We start from the raw sequence: 20,389 nt of genomic DNA, 5'->3' as shown, positions 1-20,389 counted from the left end.
CCCCGGCGATGAGAACGGACCCCCACGTGCAAGTGGCACACGTGGGGGTCCGTTCTGTTGTCGGGCCTGTGCGGGAGCGTTGTGGTTGCTCGCGCAGTTCCCCGCGCCCCTAAAAGCAAGGGCTTCTACTCGACCGTTACTGACTTTGCGAGGTTCCTCGGCTTGTCGATGTCCCTGCCCAGCGCCAACGCCGTGTGGTACGCCAGGAGTTGGAGCGGGATGCCCAGCAGGATCGGGTCCAGCTCGTCCTCGTTCTTCGGGACGACGATGGTGTGGTCGGCCTTCTCCTGGTGCTGGTGGGCGACCGCGAGGATCTTGCCGCTGCGGGCCTTGATCTCCTCCATGGCGGCGCGGTTCTTCTCCAGGAGGTCGTCGTCGGGGACGATCGCCACCGTGGGGAGGGCGGGCTCGATCAGGGCCAGGGGGCCGTGCTTGAGCTCGGAGGCGGGGTAGGCCTCGGCGTGGATGTACGAGACCTCCTTGAGCTTCAGGGAGGCCTCACGGGCCACCGGGTAGCCCCGGACGCGGCCGATGAAGAGCATCGAGCGGGCGTCGGCGTACTGCTCGGCCAGCTTCTTGATCTCCGCCTCGTTGTCGAGGATCTCGGTGATCTGCTCCGGCAGCCTGCGCAGGCCCTCGATGATGCGCTTGCCGTCGCGGACCGAGAGGTCGCGGGTGCGGCCCAGGTGGAGCGCCAGGAGGGCGAAGGCGACCGTGGTGTTGGTGAAGCACTTCGTGGAGACCACGCAGACCTCGGGGCCCGCGTGGACGTAGATGCCGGCGTCCGCCTCGCGGGCGATCGCCGAGCCGACCACGTTCACGACGCCGAAGACCCGCGCGCCCTTGCGCTTCAGCTCCTGGACCGCGGCGAGGACGTCGTACGTCTCGCCCGACTGGGAGACCGCCACGTACAGCGTCTCGGGGTCCACGACCGCGTTGCGGTAGCGGAACTCGGAGGCCGGCTCGGCGTCCGCGGGGATACGGGCCAGCTCCTCGATCATCTGGGCACCGATCATGCCCGCGTGGTACGAGGTGCCGCAGCCGAGGATCTTCACCCGGCGGATCTGACGGGCCTCGCGGGCGTCCAGGTTGAGGCCGCCGAGGTGCACGGTGGAGAAGCGGTCGTCGATACGGCCGCGCAGGACGCGGTCCACGGCGTCGGCCTGCTCGTGGATCTCCTTGTGCATGTAGGTGTCGTGGCCGCCCATGTCGTAGGAGGCGGCCTCCCACTCGACGGTGGTGGGCTCCGACGTCGTACGGGTGCCCTCCGTCGTGTACGTGCGGAAGTCGTCGGCCTTGAGCGTGGCCATCTCGCCGTCGTCGAGAGTCACTATCTGCCGCGTGTGGGCGACCAGGGCGGCGATGTCCGAGGCGACGAACATCTCCTTCTCGCCGATGCCGAGGACGACCGGGGAGCCGTTGCGGGCGACCACGATGCGGTCGTTGAAGTCGGCGTGCATCACCGCGATGCCGTACGTGCCCTCGATGACGCGCAGCGTCTCGCGGACCTTGTCCTCGAGCTTGTCGGCCTGGGAGCGGGCGATGAGGTGGACGAGGACCTCGGTGTCGGTCTCGGAGAGGAACTCGACGCCGTCCGCCTCCAGCTTGCGGCGCAGGTCGGAGGCGTTGTCGATGATCCCGTTGTGGACCACGGCGACCTTGAGGTCGGCCGACATGTGCGGGTGGGCGTTCACATCGGAGGGGGCGCCGTGGGTGGCCCAGCGGGTGTGGGCGATACCGGTCGTGCCCTTGAAGCGCGCCGGGACCTTGGCCTCCAGGTCACGGACCCGGCCCTTGGCCTTGACCATCTTCAGGCCCGCCGTCTTCGGGGACGTGACGACGATGCCCGCCGAGTCGTAGCCGCGGTACTCCAGGCGCTGCAGGCCCTCCAGCAGGAGGGGGGCCACATCACGCTTCCCGATGTATCCGACGATTCCGCACATGTATATGTATTCCGTTCCCCGGTCGTAGCGACTCAGCCGTAGACGATGCGGCGCAGCTGCCTGAGCGTAAGCTCCGGCGGCGCGACCGCCCGGTATTTCAAGTCCGCCTCGACCCGTTCGAAGATCTGCGCGTTCACCAGGCCCTGGGCCTGGAGTTCGCGGTGGCGGCGACGGACGTAGTCCTCGGTCGTCTCGTCGAAGTAGGCGAGCACGTCCTGGATCACCCGCAGCGCCTCGCCCCGCTGGAGGGGCGTGGACCGCGTCAGATGATCAACAAGTTCGTCGTGCACCCGGTAGATCCTGAAGGACGGGCACGCCTTTCGCAAGAATCCTGCCCGATTTCGGGCAGGAGGCTGTTCGGGCACTTAGAACACTTATGGGTTGCCCATGGGAGTCCGTTGGCAGGCTGTTCCCCGGGCCGATGTGTCCGACCAGCAGCTTGTGGAGCCATGGACATTCCTCGTATGGGCGTACCCGAGCAGCTCGCCGAGCGCATGAGCATGGCCGAGCAGCACGAGTACCTGCGCGCCAGATTCTCCCGGCGCACGATGATCAGAGGCGGCGCCGTCACGCTGGGCGCCGTCGCGGGCGGCGTGTTCGTGCCGGGCGCCACCGCACAGGCGACACCCCTGGCCACCCCTTCGGCCAGGCCGCGCACCGAGACGGTCGACGGCTCCCTCGTCGCCCCCTTCGGCCGCCACCTCGCCTTCGGCGCCGACCCGCGCACCGAGCTCACCGTCTCCTGGCAGGTCCCGGTCGCCGTCAAGAAGCCCTTCCTCCGCATCGGCGCCCACCCCTGGGACCTCTCCCGCAAGATCGAGGCCGAGGTCCGCACGCTCTACACACCGGCCGGCGTCGGCGCGAGCGGCGACCACACGCAGTACTACGTGCACGCCGAGCTGAGCCGGCTCAAGCCCGGCAGGACGTACTACTACGGCGTCGGCCACCAGGGCTTCGACCCCGCCGAGCCGCACCTCCTGGGCACCCTCGGCACTTTCACCACCGCCCCCGCGCACAAGAAGCCGTTCACCTTCACCGCCTTCGGCGACGAGGGCGTCGGCTACCACGGCCTCGCCAACAACAGCCTGCTCCTGGGCCAGAACCCCGCCTTCCACCTCCACGCCGGCGACATCGCGTACGCCGACCCGGCGGGCCAGGGCAAGACCGCCGACACCGGCTTCGACTCGCGCGTGTGGGACCAGTTCCTGGCCCAGACCGAGTCCGTCGCCAAGTCCGTGCCGTGGATGCCGGCGTACGGCAACCACGACATGGAGGCCTGGTACTCGCCCAACGGCTACGGCGGCGAGGAGGCCCGCTGGAACCTCCCCGCCAACGGGCCCGACGCCAAGAACCTCCCGGGCGTCTACTCCTTCGTCTACGGCAACACCGCGGTCATCTCGCTCGACGCCAACGACATCTCCTACGAGATCCCGGCCAACCTCGGCCTCTCCGGCGGCACCCAGACCACGTGGCTGGAGGCGCAGCTCAAGAAGTTCCGGGCGGCGCACGACATCGACTTCGTCGTGATCTTCTTCCACCACTGCGCCTACTGCACCTCCACCGCGCACGCCTCGGAGGGGGGCGTGCGCCAGGAGTGGGTGCCGCTGTTCGAGAAGTACACGGTGGACCTGGTCATCAACGGCCACAACCACCAGTACGAGCGCACCGACGTCATCAAGGCGGGCGAGGTCGCCAAGAAGCTGCCGATCGGCGGCACGGCGTACCCCGAGAGCGAGGGCGTGGTGTACGTGACGGCGGGTGCGGCGGGCCGCAGTCTGTACGCGTTCAGCGCGGCGGAGTCCTACGAGGGGAATGTGAACGAGGTCGAGTCCGTCGCCTCGTTCATCAACACCAAGGACGGCAAGCAGAACGAGACCGTCACCTGGTCCCGGGTGCGCTACCTCGACTACTCGTTCCTGCGCGTCGACGTCACGCCCGCGGCCAAGGGCCGCACGGCCACGCTGACAGTGCGCGGCATCGCCGAGACGGGCGAGGAGGTCGACCGCTTCACGGTGGCCCGCAAGGCCAAGTAGCCCGAGGGACCCGTGGAGCCTGTGGGGTGCCCGTGGAGCCCGAGGGGATCACATCCGCTTGAGGACCGCCTGTTTGGCCAGCGTGAACTCCTCGTCCGTCAGCACACCCGTGCGGCGCAGCTCGCCGAGCTCGCGCAGGCGGCGCAGGAGGGCGTCGTGGTCGTCCTCGGTGGACGCGACCGGAGCGGAGGGCAGTTCCGGTCGTTGCTCGCGTGCGTCCCGTACGTCCGTGGCCGCCCTGGCCGGGTGAGGAAGCCTGGCCTGGACGGCCGCCGCGATCAGGGCCATCAGCGGGTCCTTCTTGAAGCCCCACAGCTCCACCGAGTTGGGGTCGTACTTCGGGGGCGCCTTGGTGGGCGCGTTCCTCACGCTGAAGCGGAGGCAGCCGTTCTCCAGGCCGACCGCCGGGTGCCACTCCACGGCGTCGAGGTCGCTGACGGCGAGGGTGCGGATGCCGGCGGCGGCCTTGGCGTCCTCCGTCTTCCAGTTCCACTCCAGCCGGATGTGCTCGCCGTCGAAGCCGGCGGTGCCGTCCCCGGCGGACACCGACAGCGGGACGGCCGGGCCCGGCAGCAGATACTCGGCGACCGGCGCGGACGGGACCTGGTCGAGCAGCAGGGCGTTCCTGACCTCGTCCACGAAGTACTCGGCGACGCCGTAGCGGTCGGGCTCGACGAACAGCTGGTACGGGTCGTTGGGCTCGGTCAGCCGGCCGCCGGTGGCGTGCAGCAGCGGGTCGGCGCCGTCGCGCAGCCGTAACCTGAGCCGCCCGGCCTTGCGGCCCTGCTCGAACGAGACGCCCGCCAACGCGCCCAGCGGGACGACCAGTTCACCCAAGGTCTTGCGGAACAGGCTGACGTTCTTGTCGCGCCCCGGGGTCAGCCGCAGGGCGTCGCCGTCGAAGGTCCAGGTGCCGTCCTTCTGGATGATTTCCGCCATGGGCAAAGTCTGGCATTCCCGACCCGGTTGCCCAGTGCCCCGGCTCCGCCTGTGACGGGGCTGTGGGTCTGGGTTGCCGACGGGGCGCATGGCAAGGTGGTCTCTACCAATTCAGGGTGAAGGGAGCCAGATGTGAGACCGCACCACGGACCAACTCCCCGTCTGACCCGGCTGTTCGGCTCGTTGCTGCTCATGGCGGCCGCGGGCACTTTCGTCACCGGAGCGGCCCCCGCGCCGGAGGCGGTCCGGCCGCTCGGTGAGATCGTCCCGGCGCCCGCCTCGGCCGAGCCGGGCGGACCGCCGTACCGCATCACCCGCGCCACCCGCATCCGCGTCGACGACTCCCGTGCGGTCCGCCGTATCGGCGAATACGTGGCGGACGTGCTGCGCCCCTCGACCGGCTATCCGCTGCCGGTCACCTCCCAGGGCAAGGGCGGCATCCGACTGCGCCTGGCCAAGGGGCCGTTCGGCGCCGAAGGCTACCGCCTCGACAGTGGTGCCAAGGGCGTCACCATCACCGCAGCCCAGCCCGCGGGCCTCTTCCACGGTGTCCAGACCCTGCGCCAGCTCCTCCCGGCCGCCGTCGAGAAGGACTCGGTGCAGCCGGGACCGTGGCTGGTCGCCGGCGGCACGATCAAGGACACCCCGCGCTATGGCTGGCGCGGCGCGATGCTGGACGTGTCCCGGCACTTCTTCACCGTCGACCAGGTCAAGCGATACGTCGACCAACTCGCCCTGTACAAGGTCAACAAGCTGCATCTGCACCTGAGCGACGACCAGGGCTGGCGGATCGCCATCGACTCCTGGCCGCGCCTCGCCCCCTACGGCGGCTCCACACAGGTCGGCGGCGGCCCCGGCGGCCACTACACCAAGGCCGACTACCAGGAGATCGTCCGGTACGCCGCCTCCCGCTATCTGGAGGTAGTCCCCGAGATCGACATGCCGGGCCACACCAACGCGGCCCTCGCCTCCTACGCCGAGCTCAACTGCGACGGCGTGGCGCCGCCGTTGTACACCGGTACCGAGGTCGGCTTCAGCTCGCTGTGTGTGTCGAAGGAGATCACGTACGACTTCGTGGACGACGTGATCCGGGAGCTCGCCGCGCTCACGCCGGGCCGGTATCTGCACATCGGCGGGGACGAGGCGCACTCCACAAGTCACGAGGACTATGTGAAGTTCATGGACCGGGTGCAGCCGGTGGTCGCCAAGTACGGGAAGACCGTGGTGGGTTGGCATCAGCTGACCGGGGCGACCCCGGCGAAGGGCGCGGTGGCTCAGTACTGGGGGCTGGACGACACCGGTGCGGAGGAGAAGGAGCGGGTGGCGGCCGCCGCGCGGGCCGGGACCGGGATCGTGCTGTCGCCCGCCGACCGTATCTATCTCGACATGAAGTACAGCGCGGAGACGCCGTTGGGGCTGGACTGGGCGGGGCTGGTGGAGGTGAAGCGGGCGTACGACTGGGATCCGGGCAACTATCTGCCGGGGGTGCCCGGTTCGGCGATCCGGGGGGTCGAGGCGCCGTTGTGGACGGAGACGATCACCAAGTCCGACGACATCGAGTACATGGCGTTTCCGAGGTTGGCGGGGGCGGCTGAGTTGGGGTGGTCGCCGGCTTCCACGCATGACTGGGATGCCTACAAGGTGCGGCTTGCCGCGCAGGCTCCGAGGTGGGAGGCGCTCGGCATCGACTTCTATCGGTCGCCGCAGGTTCCTTGGTGATTCGTCTGCGGGCCGGTGGGGGCTGGTCGCGCCCCGCGGCGGAGCCGCAGATCGACACAGCCCCGCGCCCCTTTGGGGCGCGTCGCCGCTGAGGCCCCTTGGATGTGCCGACGGGCGCCCCGGGGGACCGTACCCCGGGGCGCCCGTCTGTCTCTGGGTCAGAACCCGGCGATCGGGTTCTTCAGGTTGCCGACGAGCTGAAGTGCGCCCGCCGGGTCGGCCAGGTCCACCATCTGCTGGTTGTTGCGCAGCTGGAGCCGGTTGAGGCAGGACAGCGCGAACTCCGGGGCGAACATGTCGTACTGCCGGAACTTGTCGGCGAGTTCGGGCAGCGAGGCCTGGTACTCGCGGGTGATGTCGGCGACCGTTCGCCAGAAGTCGTCCTCCGCCACGATTCCCTCGGCGGCGAGGTTCGCGGCGAGGAAGCGGAAGAAGCAGTCGAAGACGTCCGTGAAGATCGAGAGGAGCTTCTTGTCCTCCGGCACGTCCACGCGCAGTCGCTCGACCGTCGGCGGCAGGACCGCGTCGACGTCCATGACCGCGATCTCCTCGGCGATGTCCTTGTAGATCGCGCGCTGCACGGCGCCGTCCTTCAGGACGAGGATCACGTTCTCGCCGTGCGGCATGTAGACCAGGTCGTAGGCGTAGAAGCTGTGCAGCAGCGGCGTGAAGTACGCCGTCAGATAGCGGCGCAGCCACTGTGTGGGCGTCAGGCCCGACTGCTCGATCAGGGCGCCGGCGACGGACTTCCCCTCGTGGTCGACGTGGACGAGGGAGGCCATCGTCGCCAGCGACTCGCCGTCCTGGAGGGAAACCACCGGGCTCTCCCGCCACAGGGCGGCCAGCATCTTGCGGTACGGCGAGTAGCGGTCGGTCGCCGCCTCGTACTCGAGGTGCCGGTAGCCGACGGCCGCGCGCTCGCGGATGATCGACAGGCCCGTCGACTTCAACACCGGGTCGTTGTCGATGAGTTGGGCGAGCCAGTCGTTGATCGCCGGGGTCGCCTCCATGTACGCGGCCGAGAGTCCGCGCATGAAGCCCATGTTGATCACGGACAGGGCCGTCTTCACGTAGTGCTTCTCGGGGTGCGACGTGTTGAAGAAGGTCCGGATGGACTGCTGGGCCAGGTACTCGTCGTCGCCCTCACCGAGGCAGACCAGGTGCCGGCGGGCGACCTCGGCGGCGAAGGTGACGGAGAGCTTGTTCCACCACTGCCAGGGGTGGACGGGGATGAAGAGGTAGTCGGCCGGGTCGAGGCCCTCGGCGGCGAGCTTGTCGTGGAAGCGCTCGACGGTCTGCGCGCCCAACTCGTCCCGTACGAAGGTCTCGTACTCGATCCCGACACCGGCCGTGAACGCGGCGCGCGAGCGGTGCGCGGCCAGCCACACCAGGCGGACCGGGCTCGCCGTCTCCGGGGCGTACGACAGGTACTCGTGGATGCCGAAGCCGAGCCGTCCGTTGTTGGCGACGAAGCAGGGGTGGCCCTCGGTCATGCCGGTCTCGATGGCCTGGAAGTCCGAGCGGACGAGCTCGGCGACCGGGAGCTGCGGCTTGGTGAGCTTGTAGCAGGTGCCGGAGAGGGTGGAGGAGATCTCCTCCAGGTAGACCGGCAGGATCTCGTCGCTCAGGCCCAGCGCCTTCTTCAGCTCGATGAAGAAGTCCAGCGCGGCGAGGGGGCGGTCGACGCCGTCTCGGTGACGGGTGATCGAGTCGGCGTCGACCTGCCAGTGGTCGAGGGCGCGACGCGTGGCGGTGAACCCGTAGCGGGTCAGACCGTCGTCGCTGCGGACCTCGAAGCGGCCGTCGGCGGTGGCCTCGGGCGTGATGAGCCGCTCGTGGGCGAACTCGGCGAGGGCTTTGCGGATGAGGAGGCGGTTGGCCTGCTCCCAGCGCTCGGGGGAGAGGTGGGCGACGGCGTCGGCGAGGGTCATGCGGACACCCCCGCCTTGCTCGTCGCCGCGCGGAACTGTTCGCGCGTGCAGAAACTCAACAGCGCCGTCTTCTCGGGCTTCTGGATCTCCCGCTCGGGCACGAACCCGACGGCCTCGTTCAGGGCGTGGACAGCCTTGTTGGAGACGTCCGGCTCGACCACGACACGGACGGTCGCCGGGTCCTCGAAGAGGTGGGCCATCACGGCGGTGATCACGGACCGGGTGAACCCGTGGACGGGGGTGTCGGTCGCCGGGGTGAGGAAGTGCATGCCGACATCGCCCGGCTGCGGCTCGTACAGGCCGACCAGCTCGCGGTGGGCGGGGTCGTACTTCTCCATCAGGAAGACGGGGACGCCGTACGCGTCGAGACCCACCAGCGCGTGGTGGTGCTCGTCGGCGGCTATCTCCATGTAGGCGCGCTCGACGTCCTCCAGTTTCGCGTCCTGCATCATCCAGAACGCGGCCTTGGGGTGGGTGACCCAGCCGTGCAGGAGCTCGGCGTCCTTGAGCGGGTCGAGCGGGCGGAAGTCGAAGGTGTGGGGGGTGGTCATACGGAGAACTCCTGGAACGCGATGGTCTTCTCGACCGGGTAGTACTCGGTGCCGAGCAGCTCACGGATGATGTAGGCGTTGCGGTACGCGCCCATGCCCAGGTCGGGCGAGGTGATGCTGTGGGTGTGCACACCGGCGTTCTGCAGGAAGACGCCGCGGCCCGTGGTGTCGATCGAGTAGTTGCGGGCGACGTCGAAGTTGCCCTGCGTGTCGTAGCGCAGCCGGTCCTTGACGGGGGTCAGGAACTCCGGCTCGGCGTACTTGTAGCCGGTGGCCAGGACCAGGCCCTGCGTCTGAAGGTCGTAGTCCTTCTCCTGCTCCTCCTGGCGGAAGGAGAGGGTGTACGTGCCGTTCTCGTACTCCGCGCTGTTCAGCGAGGAGTTGGTGAGCAGCCGTGTGGGGACGGGCCCGCCGAGGTTCTTCCGGTAGAGCAGGTCGAAGATCTCGTTGATGAGATCGCCGTCGATGCCCTTGAACAGGCCCTTCTGCTGGGCCGTGAGCCGGTAGCGGGTGGCTTCCGGCAGCTCGCGGTAGTAGTCGATGTACTCCGGGGAGGTCATCTCCAGCGTGAGCTTGGTGTATTCGAGGGGGAAGAAGCGGGGGGAGCGCGTCACCCAGTTCAGCCGGTAGCCGTACACGTCGATCTCGGCGAGGAGGTCGTAGTAGATCTCGGCGGCGGACTGGCCGGAGCCGACGATCGTGATCAAGTCCTTCTTCTGGAGCTCCGCCTTGTTCTGCATGTAGCGGGAGTTGTGGAAGAAGTCGCCGCCGAGACCCTGGACGGCCTGCGGGTAGTGCGGGGAGGTGCCGGTCCCGAGGACGAGCCGGCGGGCGCGGTAGGTGTCGCCGGCCGTGGTCGTCACGACGTACCGGTCGTTCTCGTACGTGACCTCCGCGACCGTCGTGCTGAAGCGGACACTGTTCAGCTTGTTCGCGGCCCAGCGGCAGTAGTCGTCGTACTCGACGCGCAGCGGGTAGAAGTTCTCGCGGATGTAGAACGAGTACAGCCGGCCCTTCTCCTTCAGGTAGTTCAGGAAGGAGTACGGCGAGGTCGGGTCCGCCAGCGTCACCAGGTCCGACATGAACGGCGTCTGGAGGTGGGCGCCTTCGAGGAACATGCCGGCGTGCCACTCGAAGTCGGGCTTCGACTCCAGGAAGACACCGTCGAGTTCGTCGATGGGCTCGGTCAGACAGGCGAGGCCGAGGTTGAACGGGCCGAGCCCGATGCCCACGAAGTCGTAGGCTTTGCTCGGGTTTTCAGGACGCGCGGTCAAGGGACTCTCCCAGGTACTGCTCGGCGTGGCCGGCTATCAGGTCGAGGACGGCGGCGATGTCGTCGGTCGTCGTCTCGGGGTTGAGCAGGGTGAACTTCAGGTAGTGGCGGCCCTGGACCTTGGTGCCCGCGACCACCGCGTCGCCGGAGGCGAACAGGGCCTTGCGGGCGTACAGGTTGGCGCGGTCGATCTCGGCCGGGTCGGTCACGGCGGCGGGGATGTAGCGGAAGACGAGGGTGGAGAGCGTGGGCTCGACGACCACGTCGTAGCGCGGGTCGGCGGCGAGGAGTTGCCAGCCCTCGACGGCCAGGTCGCACACCTCGTCGAAGAGCTGCCCGATGCCGTCGGCGCCCATCACCCGCAGGGTCATCCACAGCTTGAGGGCGTCGAAGCGCCGGGTCGTCTGGAGGGACTTGTCGACCTGGTTGGGGATGCGCTCGGTGACCATACGGCGGGGGTTGAGGTACTCCGCGTGGTAGGTCGCGTGGCGCAGGGTGGCCGCGTCCCGGACCAGCACGGCGGACGAACTCACCGGCTGGAAGAAGGACTTGTGGTAGTCGACGGTGACCGAGTCCGCGCGCTCGATGCCGTCGATGCGGCCGCGGTACTTCACCGAGGCGAGCAGTCCGCAGCCGTAGGCGGCGTCGACGTGCATCCAGGCGCCGTACTGCTCGCACAGCTCGGCGATCTCGGGCAGCGGGTCGATGGAGCCGAAGTCGGTGGTGCCGGCGGTGGCGACGACGGCCATGGGGACGAGGCCGTCCGCCTTGCAGCGCTCCAACTCGTGGGCGAGCGCGACGGTCTGCAGGCGCTTGTTCTGGTCGACCGGGATGGAGACCACGGCGTCCTGGGCGAGGCCCAGCAACTTCGCGGACTTCTTCACGCTGAAGTGGCTGACCTCGGAGGCGAAGATACGCAGTTTCGCGAAGGAGTCCGTCTTGGCCTCCTCGCGGGCGAGGAGGAGGGCCTGGAGGTTGGACTGGGAGCCGCCGGAGGTGAACACGCCGTCGGCGTTCGGTCCGAGGCCGAGCCGCGCGTTCGTCCAGTCGATCAGTTTGCGCTCGATGAGGGTGCCGCCGGCCGACTGGTCCCAGGTGTCCAGGGAGGAGTTGACCGCGGAGAGGATCGCCTCGCCGAGCACCGCCGGTATGACGACCGGGCAGTTGAGGTGGGCGAGGTAGCGCGGGTGGTGGAAGTAGACCGCGTCGCGGAGGTAGACATCCTCCAGCTCGTCGAGGGCCGCGGCGGTGTCGAGCAGCGGCTTGTCGAGGTCGATCGCGTCGATCGTCGGGGCGAGGGCGTCGACGGTGACACCCGTGAACGGACGGTCGGTGGCGGCGAGTTTGGCTGCCACCCGCTCTACTCCTTCGGTCACGGAGCGGCGGTACTGCTCCGCGGTCGTGTCATTGAGCAGGTGCGAGCGCATGGTGGGGGTCCTCCGGGGGGAGCAGTCCGTGCGGGTCGGACGGGGGTGGGGACGCGATCTTCGATCTCGCTTCGCGTTACTTAGGTTAGCCTAACCTAAGTAACGCAAGGTAAAACGTGGCATCAACCGTGACTACGGTCACTCCGGCCGCAGTCGGCCCTATCGACACAGCAGACGCAGCGGGCACAGCAGTCACCGCCGTACGCAGGGGAGTCGGGCGTACAGCGGTGGGTGTCGCTCGGTGGGTTACTCCGCGGCGCGGAGCTGCTCCTCGGTCAGCCCCTGACGCCAGTAGCCGACGAAGGTGACGCTGCGGCGGTCGATGCCCCGCTCACCCACGAAATGCCGGCGCAGCGCCTTGACGCTGCCGGACTCACCCGCGATCCAGACGTACGGGTGCTCGGCGTCCGGCAGTTGAGCGTCTCTGATGGCGCCGAGGGCCATGGGGGACCCCTCGACGCCGGGCTCGTCCTGATGGTGGTCCCGGACGAGCCAGGTGACCTCGGCGTCGGCCTCGGTCACCAGATCCTGGATGTCCTCGGCGTGCTGCACCTCGAGCCAGACGCGGGCACGGGTGCCGGCGGGCAGCGACTCGACGATCGCGGAGGCGGCCGGTACGGCGGTCTCGTCGCCCCAGACGACGACGAGGTCGGCGTCCAGCGGCGGCCGGAACCGGATGGCACGGTTGTCGGCGATCGCCGGACCCAGCAGCAGCACCCGGTCACCGGCACCGGCATCGGCGGCCCACCGGGAGGCGGGGCCGGCCGGGGTGGCGGCGCCGGGCTCGACACCGTGCAGCACGAAGTCGATGTCGATCTCGTCGGGTTCCCGGCGCAGGGCGCGCAGCGTGTACGAGCGCATCACGGCCCGTACGTCGTCGGGGAGTTCACGCCACGCCTGCCACCATCCGTCGCCGAGCTCGATCGGTACATGGGGCTCGGTCTGTCCCTCGGCGGGGATGAAGAGCGACAGCGACTGGTCGCAACCGAGGGAGTGGAACTCCCGCAGTTCGTCCCCGGCGAAGGTGACCCGGACCAGGGACGGCGACAGTCGCCGCGTCCGCACGACCTGGAGGGAGAAGAACCGGAAGGGGGCGGCGACGGCGGTGGTCATGGGGTGCGCTCCTGATCAGGGGGCGAGGGGATGCTTTTCAGGGGCGCGGGGAACTGCGCGACCAGCCACAGACGGCCGGCAGCTCACCCGCTACATCAAGCCCCGTTTTTCAGCTGACCTTCTTGGCGTTCTCCAGCGCCTCGGCGAGCGTCTCGAGAAGCGGCGTGCACTTGTCGTACGACAGGATCGGCTCGGGCGAACGGGAGATGACCTGCCCGGCCTTGACCGCGGGCAGCTTCTTCCAGGTGGCCTCGGTGATGTCGGCCGGCTGGATCGTCGAGGAGCGGTCGTCCATCATGATGATGTCGGCCTTGTACTTGTCGACGTTCTCCCAGCTGAGCGACTCGTACCAGCCGCCACCCTTCGCCTTGGCCTTCTCCGAGGGCTCGACGAAGTTCACGCCGAGGGCCTTGAAGTACTCCAGGTCGATGGAGAGGTTGGTGCCGGAGACGTAGAAGATGTCCTGGCTGGCGGAACCGGCCAGCACCTTGATCTCGGGCTTCGCCTTCGCGGCGGCGCGCAGCCGGGTGGCCGCGGCCTCGAACTTCTTCTTGGCGTCGGTGACGGAGGCGGCCGTCATGTCGGCGCCCAGCGACTCCGCGAGCTCCCACACGCGCTGCAGCGGCTCGGTGATCTGGCGGTCGTAGACGGAGATGCCGACGCTCGGGGCGAGCTTGGCGATCTTGTCCGCGGAGGCCGCGGGGACGTACCAGAGGGTGCCGGCGTCGTCGAACATCGTGGTGATGAGGACGTCCGGGGCGAGGGCGGCGTACTTCTCGACGTTGAACTGGTCCCACACGTTGCCGAGGATCTCGACCTTGGAGATGTCCATGTCGCCGGCCTGAACGTCGGCCTTGCCGTCGGTGGTCCTGGTCGGGCCGAAGACGCCCTTGACGGAGATGCCGTAGTCGTACAGCGCGGCGGCGACACCGGTGAACGCGACGATGTTCGCGGGGATCTTGTCGAGCTTCACCTCGGTGCCACGGTCGTCCTTGAACGTCCAGGGACCGGACTTCTTCGCGGCGGTCGTCTCCGTGTCAGAGCCACCGCTTTTCGCGTCGTCGTCGCCGCAGGCTGCGAGCACGGCACCGAGGCCGAGGGCGCCGCCCGCGGCGAGGATGCCGCGGCGGGTGAGGTGGGTGGCTCTGGCGTTGGACATGTGTGTGGCTGCTTTCGAACGGGGCGGAGCGCCCGCCGGACAAGTTCGAATGTAGGTTAGCCTAACCTCAGATCTTGTCCAGGGGTCGGGCCCCTTCGATCGGGAGCTGTGAGAGCCCTGTGGCGTGGGCTGTCGAGGTCCGTGCGACCCAACTCCCTTGAAATCGATGCCTGTTGGGCGACCCTGACTCCTGGTCAAGAACCATGCCGGAGGCGCCACCGCTCCCCGCCCCGCCGTGGCGCCGGAACTCCCCGGCCTCCACCGTCCACGGCCGGAACCTCGATCCGCAGTAAAGTCCGGGGAATGCTGAGAACCAAGGTCAGCGTCATCGTTCCTGTCTACAACACCGGGAAATACCTCGACGAGTGCGCGCCCTCGCTGCTGGGCCAGAGCCTCCCCGCCGATGAGTACGAGGTCATCTACGTCGACGACGGTTCGACGGACGACACCCTGGGCCGACTGGAGAAGATCGCGGCCGCACACCCGAACGTCCAGGTGCACACCCGGCCGAACTCGGGATGGCCCGGGGCCCCGCGCAACCACGGCATACGGCATGCCAAGGGTGAGTACATCCAGTTCGTCGACCACGACGACACGCTCGGGCCCGAGGCCCTGGAGCGGCTGTACGAGCACGCGAAGCGGAACGACGCCGACGTGGTGATCGGCAAGATGTCCAGCACGATAGTGCGACCCCGGCGGCTGTTCCGGTACACCGTGGACGCCTGCACGATCGAGAACGACGAGCTCATGCAGAGCCTGTCGCCGCACAAGATGTTCCGGCGGGCCTTCGCCGAGGAGCACGGGCTGCGGTTCCCCGAGGGGCCCTGGATTCTGGAGGACCTTCTCTTCGTCAGCGCCGCCTATCTCAAAGCGGAACGGATCTCGGTCCTCGCCGACTACCCCTCCTACTACTGGATGAAGCGGGACGACGGCGGCAACAACACCCAGCACCGGTTCAACCCGCGGCACGGATTCTGGCCCAACTGCCGCACCGTCGTCCGCCAGATCAAGGACGGGACCACTCCCTCCGACGACATCGACGCGCTCCAGAACCGGCTGCTGCACCGCCTCTACCACATCGAGATCCTCTCCCGGGCCCGTGAGCCCGAGATCCTGCGCGAGGACCCGGCCGAGCAGCGCCGGCGGTTCGAGGCGGCCCGGGAGCTGGCGCTGGCGGAGTTCCCGGCGGCCGTGCGGGAAGGCCTGCCTGCCGTGTCCCGGCTGCGGGCCGAGCTGCTCGAGGGCGGTGACTTCGCCGGGGCGCAAGCCCTCGCCGAGCGGATCCGCGACATCAAGGCCCGCAGCCGCGTCGGTGGACTGCGGTGGGAGGACGGCCGTCTCGTCGGCGACGTCACGCTCGACCTGCTGCGCGGCGACGGCGAGCCGCTCGTCCTCGTCGAACGGGACGGGAAGCGGTGGCTGGACCCCGCGCTGCTGGACGGCGTCCCGGGAACGGAGGACGGCTGGGAGGTCCGTGACCCCTTCCGGCTGGCGTACGCGGAACTGGTCGTCAAGGACCGGGACCGGGAGGACTGGTGGTACCCGGAGGGCGAACTGGAGGTGCGGCTGAGGTCTCTCGGAGAGGGACGGTCCCAGCTCGTCGCGTCCGGGCGGCTGCGCCTCGACCCGGAGCGGCTGGCCGGCGGTCGACCGCTGCAACGCGGGGTCCACGACGTGTGGGCGTACGTCCAGCTGCTGGGCGTCGAGCGGATACTGCGCGTCACCGGGGACGGCGAGCCGGGCGCCCCCGCCGTGGGGCCGGCGCTGACCGGCGGGCGCCTGTCCCTGCCGTACTGGACGGTCAAGGGGCAGCTCGCCCTGGATGTGGACCAGCGCCAGCGCCGGCTCGGTCCCGACACGGCAGACCTCGTCGGCGCGAACCCCGCGCGCGCCCGGCGGTCGCTCGGACTGCCGTACATGGCGGCGGCGCCCGGCGACCCGTTGCCCGTCGAGGTCACCGTGTCCACCCTGACGATCGCGGCCGAACTGCTCCCCGGCGTCGACGGCACGGCACGGCTGCGCCTGCCCGCAAGCCTCAGGAAGCTCCCCGACGGACGCCACCCGGTCACCCTCCCGAAGGCGGACACCCCGCTCGCGTACGCCGAGGTCCGCGACGGCACCCTGCTGCGGCTGGAGGGCCCGGCCCACCAGGCCGGCAGGGGCCGTCGGTTCCTGGACGCGGTCGGCGACAACCCTCAGGTCCGGCGGGTGCGCCGGCGCCTGGGCAGGTAGGGCAGTGCCGACCCGCCCTCAGTGGGTCGGCACGCGCTCAGCCCACCAGCCCCAACTCCCGTGCGATCAGCATCCGCTGCACCTCACTCGTGCCCTCCCCGATCTCCAGGATCTTGGAGTCCCGCCACATGCGGGCCACCGGGTATTCGTTCATGAAGCCATAGCCGCCATGGACCTGCGTGGCGTCCCGGGCGTTGTCCACCGCGACCGTCGACGAGTAGAGCTTCGCGAGGGCCGCCTCCTTCTTGAAGGGCTCGCCCGAGACCAGGCGGGAGGCCGCGTCGCGCCAGGCGAGTCGGGCCGTGTGGGCCTTCATCTCCATGTCGGCGATCTTGAACTGGATGGCCTGGTTCGCACCGATCGGCCGGCCGAAGGCGTGCCGCTCCTTCGCGTACTTCACCGACTCGTCCACACACCCCTGCGCCAGCCCCGTCGCCAGCGCCGCGATCGCGATGCGGCCCTCGTCGAGGATGCGCAGGAACTGGGCGTACCCACGGCCCTGTTCGCCCAGGAGGTTCGCCGCGGGCACGCGGACGTCCGCGAAGGACAGCTCGCGGGTGTCCGAGGCGTTCCAGCCGACCTTGGAGTAGGGGGCCGCCACCGTGAAGCCGGGGGTGCCCGACGGGACGATGATCGACGAGATCAGCGGCTTGCCGTCCGGCTTGCGGCCCGTCACCGCCGTCACGGTCACCAGACCCGTGATGTCCGTGCCCGAGTTGGTGATGAAGCACTTCGTGCCGTTGATCACCCACTCGTCCGTCTCCGGGTCCAGCCGGGCCGTCGTACGCGTCGCCCCCGCGTCACTGCCGCCGTCCGGCTCCGTCAGGCCGAACGCGCCCAGGATCTCGCCCGAGCAGAGCCGGGGCAGCCACTCCCGCTTCTGTGCCTCGGTTCCGTAGAGGTGGAACGGCATGGCGCCCAGCGACACCCCCGCCTCCAGGGTGATGGCGACCGAGGAGTCGACCCGGGCCAGTTCCTCCAGGGCCACGCCCAGCGCCAGGTAGTCGCCGCCCATGCCGCCGTACTCCTCCGGGAAGGGCAGGCCGAACAGGCCCATGCGGCCCATCTCGCGGACGATCTCGTACGGGAACTCGTGGTGCTCGTAGTACTCGCCGATCTTCGGCGCCACGACGTCGTGCGCGAACGCCTCGACCGTACGGCGGAGTTCTTCGAGCTCGGGGGAGAGTCGGTGGTCCATTGCGGTCACTGCTCCTTGTGGGACAGGGCTCGTACGGTGCGGGACGGGCTGGGTCGGCCCAGTTGTTCGGCCATCCAGACGCTGGTGGCGACGAGACGGTCGAGGTCGACTCCGGTGTCGATGCCGAGCCCCCGCAGCATCCACACGAGGTCTTCGGTGGCGAGGTTGCCGGTGGCGGACTTGGCGTACGGGCAGCCGCCGAGGCCGCCCGCGGAGGCGTCGACCGTGGTGACGCCGTGCTGGAGGGCGGCGTAGGTGTTGGCGAGGGCCTGGCCGTAGGTGTCGTGGAAGTGCACGCCCAGGAGCTCCACGGGGACGCCTTGGCCGGTCAGTTCGGTCAGCAGGGCCCGGACATGTCCCGGTGTCGCCACGCCGATCGTGTCGCCCAGGCTCAGCTCGTCGCAGCCCATGTCCAGCAGCGTCCGGCAGACGTCCACCACCTGCTGGACGGGGACCGGACCCTCCCACGGGTCGCCGAAGCACATCGACAGATAGCCGCGGACATGGACGCCGGCCTCCTTCGCCCGCGTCACCACGGGCGCGAACATCGCCAGTGCCGCGTCCATCGTGCGGTTGAGGTTGGCCTTGGCGAAGGACTCGCTGGCGCTCGCGAAGACGGCGACGCGGGTCGCCTTCAGTGCCAGGGCGCGGTCCAGGCCGCGTTCGTTCGGCACCAGGACCGGGAGGTCCACCGGAACGTGGGCGATCTGCGGGAACAGCTCCTCCGCGTCGGCCAGTTGGGGCACCCACTTCGGGTGGACGAAACTGGTGGCCTCGATCGTCGTCAGGCCCGCGTCGGCGAGGCGGCGGATGAACTCCGCCTTGACCTGCGTCGGGACGGTGCCCTTCTCGTTCTGCAGGCCGTCACGCGCGCCGACCTCGTGGATGCGGACCCGGGCGGGCAGGCCCTTCTCCGGTACGACCATGGGCAGTGCCAGGGGGTGTGTCATTCCGTCGCCTCCTCGTGAGGTGCGATCACAGCGAGCACCTGGTCCATGACGACCGTCGAGCCCGGTGCCACGTCCAGTTCGGCGACCGTGCCGGCGTGTGGGGCGGAGATGACGTGCTCCATCTTCATCGCCTCCACCACCAGCAGGCTCTGTCCCGCGGTCACCTCGTCCCCCACAGCGACCTTCACCACCGTCACCGTCCCCGGCATGGGCGCCGTGAGCGAGTCGGCGCCCGCGTGCGCGGCCCCGGTGAGCGAGGCGGCCACCGGGTCGTGGTCGCGCACATGCCAGGCGTCGCCGTCGCGGCCCACCCAGTCGGCGGCCCGGTGGAAGGTGTGGCGCACGCCGTCGAGGGTGACGCAGACCCGGTCCTCCGTGACGGTGGCGGTGCCGCGTGGGGCGTACTCCACCGGGTCCTGCACCCGCAGAGGGAAACCGACGGGCTTCGGGGTCCCGCCCAGGCGCCAGCCGCTCGGCACCGAGAACGGGTCCGTCCAGCCGTCGCCGTGCGGGCGCAGCGCGTCCAGCCGTACCGCCGCCGCCGCCTCGTACACCTCCTCCGGCACGTCGACCGCGACGAGTCCCGCCACCTCCCGCTCCACCAGCCCGGTGTCCAACTCGCCCGCCACGACCGCCGGATGGCCCAGCAGCCGCCGCAGGAACCCGGCGTTCGTCTGCACGCCCAGCGTGACCGTCCCGGCGAGGGCGGCCCGGAGCTTGCGGATCGCGGTCGCACGGTCGGGGCCGTACGCGATCACCTTGCTCAGCATCGGGTCGTACAGGCTCCCGACCTCGGTGCCCTCGCTGAGCCCGGAGTCGGTGCGGACGCCGTCGCCCTGGGGCTCGGACAGCCTGAGGACCGTGCCGCCGGAGGGGAGGAACCCGCGGGAGGGGTCCTCCGCGCAGATCCGTGCCTCGATCGCGTGCCCGGTCAGCGTGACGTCCTCCTGGCCGAAGGCCAGCCGCTCGCCCGCCGCGACCCGCAGCTGCCACTCCACCAGGTCCAGGCCGGTGATGAGCTCGGTGACCGGGTGTTCCACCTGGAGGCGGGTGTTCATCTCCATGAAGTAGTACGACGAGGGATCGCCGCCCGGCACGATGAACTCCACCGTGCCCGCGCCCCGGTAGCCGCAGGACCGGGCCGCCTGGACCGCCGCCTCGCCCATCGCGGCGCGGGTCTTGTCGTCCAGCAGTACCGAGGGCGCCTCCTCGATGATCTTCTGGTGGCGGCGCTGGAGGGAGCACTCGCGTTCGCCGAGGTGGATGACGTTGCCGTGGCCGTCCGCCAGGACCTGGATCTCGATGTGCCGGGGGCGGTCGACCCACCGCTCGACGAGGAGGGTGTCGTCGCCGAAGGAGGTGCGGGCCTCACGGCGGGCGGCGGCGATCTCCTCGTCCAGGAGGTCGAGGTCCCGGACCAGGCGCATGCCCTTGCCGCCACCGCCGGCGGAGGGCTTCAGCAGGACCGGGGCGCCCAGGGCGCGGGCGGCGTCCGCCAGTTCGGGGTCGCGGCCGCCGGGGACCACGGGGACGCCCGCCGCCTCGACCGTCTCCTTGGCGCGGATCTTGTCGCCCATGAGGGCGATGGCGTCGGCGGGCGGTCCGATGAAGACCAGCCCGGCGTCGGCGCAGGCGCGCGCGAAGGCGGCGTTCTCCGCGAGGAAGCCGTACCCGGGGTGCACCGCCTGGGCGCCGGTCCGGGCGGCCGCCTCCAGCAGCCGCTCGGCGGACAGATAGCTCTCGGACGCCGGGGCCGGACCGATCCGTACGGCGGTGTCGGCCTCCCGGACGTGCCGGGCGTCGGCGTCCGCGTCGGAGAAGACGGCGACGCTCCGCACCCCCATCGAGCGCAGGGTGCGGATGACGCGGACCGCGATCTCGCCCCGGTTGGCGACAAGCACTGTGTCGAACATCGTTTGGA

General features: G+C 69.6%; 15 protein-coding genes. 3 read left to right on the top strand and 12 right to left on the bottom strand.

The annotated features are described in order from the left end of the window. Positions 1-125: 125 nt before the first annotated feature. Positions 126-1,943: a glutamine--fructose-6-phosphate transaminase (isomerizing) gene (glmS, locus tag TN53_RS25115; RefSeq protein WP_046260899.1), complete on the bottom strand. Its 1,818-nt coding sequence runs from the start codon at positions 1,941-1,943 to the stop codon at positions 126-128. A gap of 32 nt (positions 1,944-1,975) precedes the next feature. Further along, positions 1,976-2,233, bottom strand: coding sequence for a hypothetical protein (locus tag TN53_RS25110; RefSeq protein ID WP_046260898.1), 258 nt, complete (start codon positions 2,231-2,233; stop codon positions 1,976-1,978). 174 nt (positions 2,234-2,407) lie between these two features. On the opposite strand from TN53_RS25110, the gene TN53_RS25105 reads away from it, so the two are divergent. Beyond that, positions 2,408-3,976 carry a purple acid phosphatase family protein gene (locus TN53_RS25105; protein ID WP_046260897.1) on the top strand — a complete coding sequence of 523 codons (1,569 nt, stop codon included), beginning with the start codon at positions 2,408-2,410 and terminating at the stop codon, positions 3,974-3,976. A 48-nt stretch (positions 3,977-4,024) separates the two neighbouring features. Here the strand turns inward: TN53_RS25105 and TN53_RS25100 are convergent, their stop codons facing one another. After that, entirely contained in the window at positions 4,025-4,915 is an 891-nt protein-coding gene (locus TN53_RS25100) for a DUF4429 domain-containing protein (RefSeq protein ID WP_046260896.1), read from the bottom strand. Between the two features lie 192 nt (positions 4,916-5,107). Here TN53_RS25100 and TN53_RS25095 point away from each other — a divergent pair, with 192 nt between their 5' ends. Continuing rightward, the gene (locus TN53_RS25095; protein WP_324609626.1) at positions 5,108-6,634 is read left to right on the top strand and encodes a beta-N-acetylhexosaminidase; all 1,527 of its coding nucleotides are present in this window, start codon (positions 5,108-5,110) and stop codon (positions 6,632-6,634) included. A 158-nt stretch (positions 6,635-6,792) separates the two neighbouring features. Here the strand turns inward: TN53_RS25095 and TN53_RS25090 are convergent, their stop codons facing one another. The 6 genes from TN53_RS25090 to TN53_RS25065 form a co-directional block, all read right to left on the bottom strand. Then, on the bottom strand, positions 6,793-8,565 hold the full coding sequence (locus TN53_RS25090) for an IucA/IucC family protein (protein WP_046260894.1): 1,773 nt from the start codon (positions 8,563-8,565) through the stop codon (positions 6,793-6,795). After that, positions 8,562-9,116, bottom strand: a complete 555-nt coding sequence (locus TN53_RS25085) for a GNAT family N-acetyltransferase (RefSeq protein ID WP_046260893.1) — start codon at positions 9,114-9,116, stop codon at positions 8,562-8,564. Before TN53_RS25085 ends, TN53_RS25090 begins: the two co-directional genes overlap by 4 nt. Then, the gene (locus tag TN53_RS25080; protein WP_046260892.1) at positions 9,113-10,390 is read right to left on the bottom strand and encodes a lysine N(6)-hydroxylase/L-ornithine N(5)-oxygenase family protein; all 1,278 of its coding nucleotides are present in this window, start codon (positions 10,388-10,390) and stop codon (positions 9,113-9,115) included. The genes TN53_RS25085 and TN53_RS25080 overlap by 4 nt, the downstream gene beginning before the upstream one ends. Then, positions 10,374-11,816 (bottom strand): lysine decarboxylase DesA, encoded by a 1,443-nt coding sequence (gene desA / locus TN53_RS25075; RefSeq protein ID WP_046260891.1) that lies wholly within the window; start codon positions 11,814-11,816, stop codon positions 10,374-10,376. Before desA ends, TN53_RS25080 begins: the two co-directional genes overlap by 17 nt. 246 nt (positions 11,817-12,062) lie before the next feature. Continuing rightward, positions 12,063-12,929 carry a siderophore-interacting protein gene (locus TN53_RS25070; RefSeq protein ID WP_046260890.1) on the bottom strand — a complete coding sequence of 289 codons (867 nt, stop codon included), beginning with the start codon at positions 12,927-12,929 and terminating at the stop codon, positions 12,063-12,065. 109 nt (positions 12,930-13,038) lie between these two features. Next, positions 13,039-14,088: an ABC transporter substrate-binding protein gene (locus TN53_RS25065; RefSeq protein ID WP_046260889.1), complete on the bottom strand. Its 1,050-nt coding sequence runs from the start codon at positions 14,086-14,088 to the stop codon at positions 13,039-13,041. 303 nt (positions 14,089-14,391) lie between these two features. On the opposite strand from TN53_RS25065, the gene TN53_RS25060 reads away from it, so the two are divergent. Continuing rightward, the gene (locus tag TN53_RS25060) at positions 14,392-16,320 is read left to right on the top strand and encodes a glycosyltransferase family 2 protein (protein WP_046260888.1); all 1,929 of its coding nucleotides are present in this window, start codon (positions 14,392-14,394) and stop codon (positions 16,318-16,320) included. Positions 16,321-16,357: 37 nt separating this feature from the next. Here TN53_RS25060 and TN53_RS25055 read toward each other — a convergent pair whose 3' ends face one another. The 3 genes from TN53_RS25055 to TN53_RS25045 are packed head-to-tail and all read right to left on the bottom strand — an operon-like array spanning position 16,358 to position 20,381. Beyond that, positions 16,358-17,518: an acyl-CoA dehydrogenase family protein gene (locus tag TN53_RS25055; protein ID WP_046260887.1), complete on the bottom strand. Its 1,161-nt coding sequence runs from the start codon at positions 17,516-17,518 to the stop codon at positions 16,358-16,360. A 5-nt stretch (positions 17,519-17,523) separates the two neighbouring features. Then, complete coding sequence (locus tag TN53_RS25050) at positions 17,524-18,468, bottom strand: hydroxymethylglutaryl-CoA lyase (protein ID WP_063776273.1); 945 nt, start codon at positions 18,466-18,468, stop codon at positions 17,524-17,526. Further along, a complete protein-coding gene (locus TN53_RS25045; RefSeq protein WP_046260886.1) occupies positions 18,465-20,381 on the bottom strand; it encodes a biotin carboxylase N-terminal domain-containing protein in 1,917 nt (638 codons plus the stop codon). Before TN53_RS25045 ends, TN53_RS25050 begins: the two co-directional genes overlap by 4 nt. Positions 20,382-20,389 lie beyond the last annotated feature (8 nt).

The sequence above is a fragment of the Streptomyces sp. WM6386 genome (genome assembly GCF_000972385.1).
GTDB lineage: Bacteria > Actinomycetota > Actinomycetes > Streptomycetales > Streptomycetaceae > Streptomyces.
This window is presented reverse-complemented; position numbering and strand designations above follow the sequence as displayed.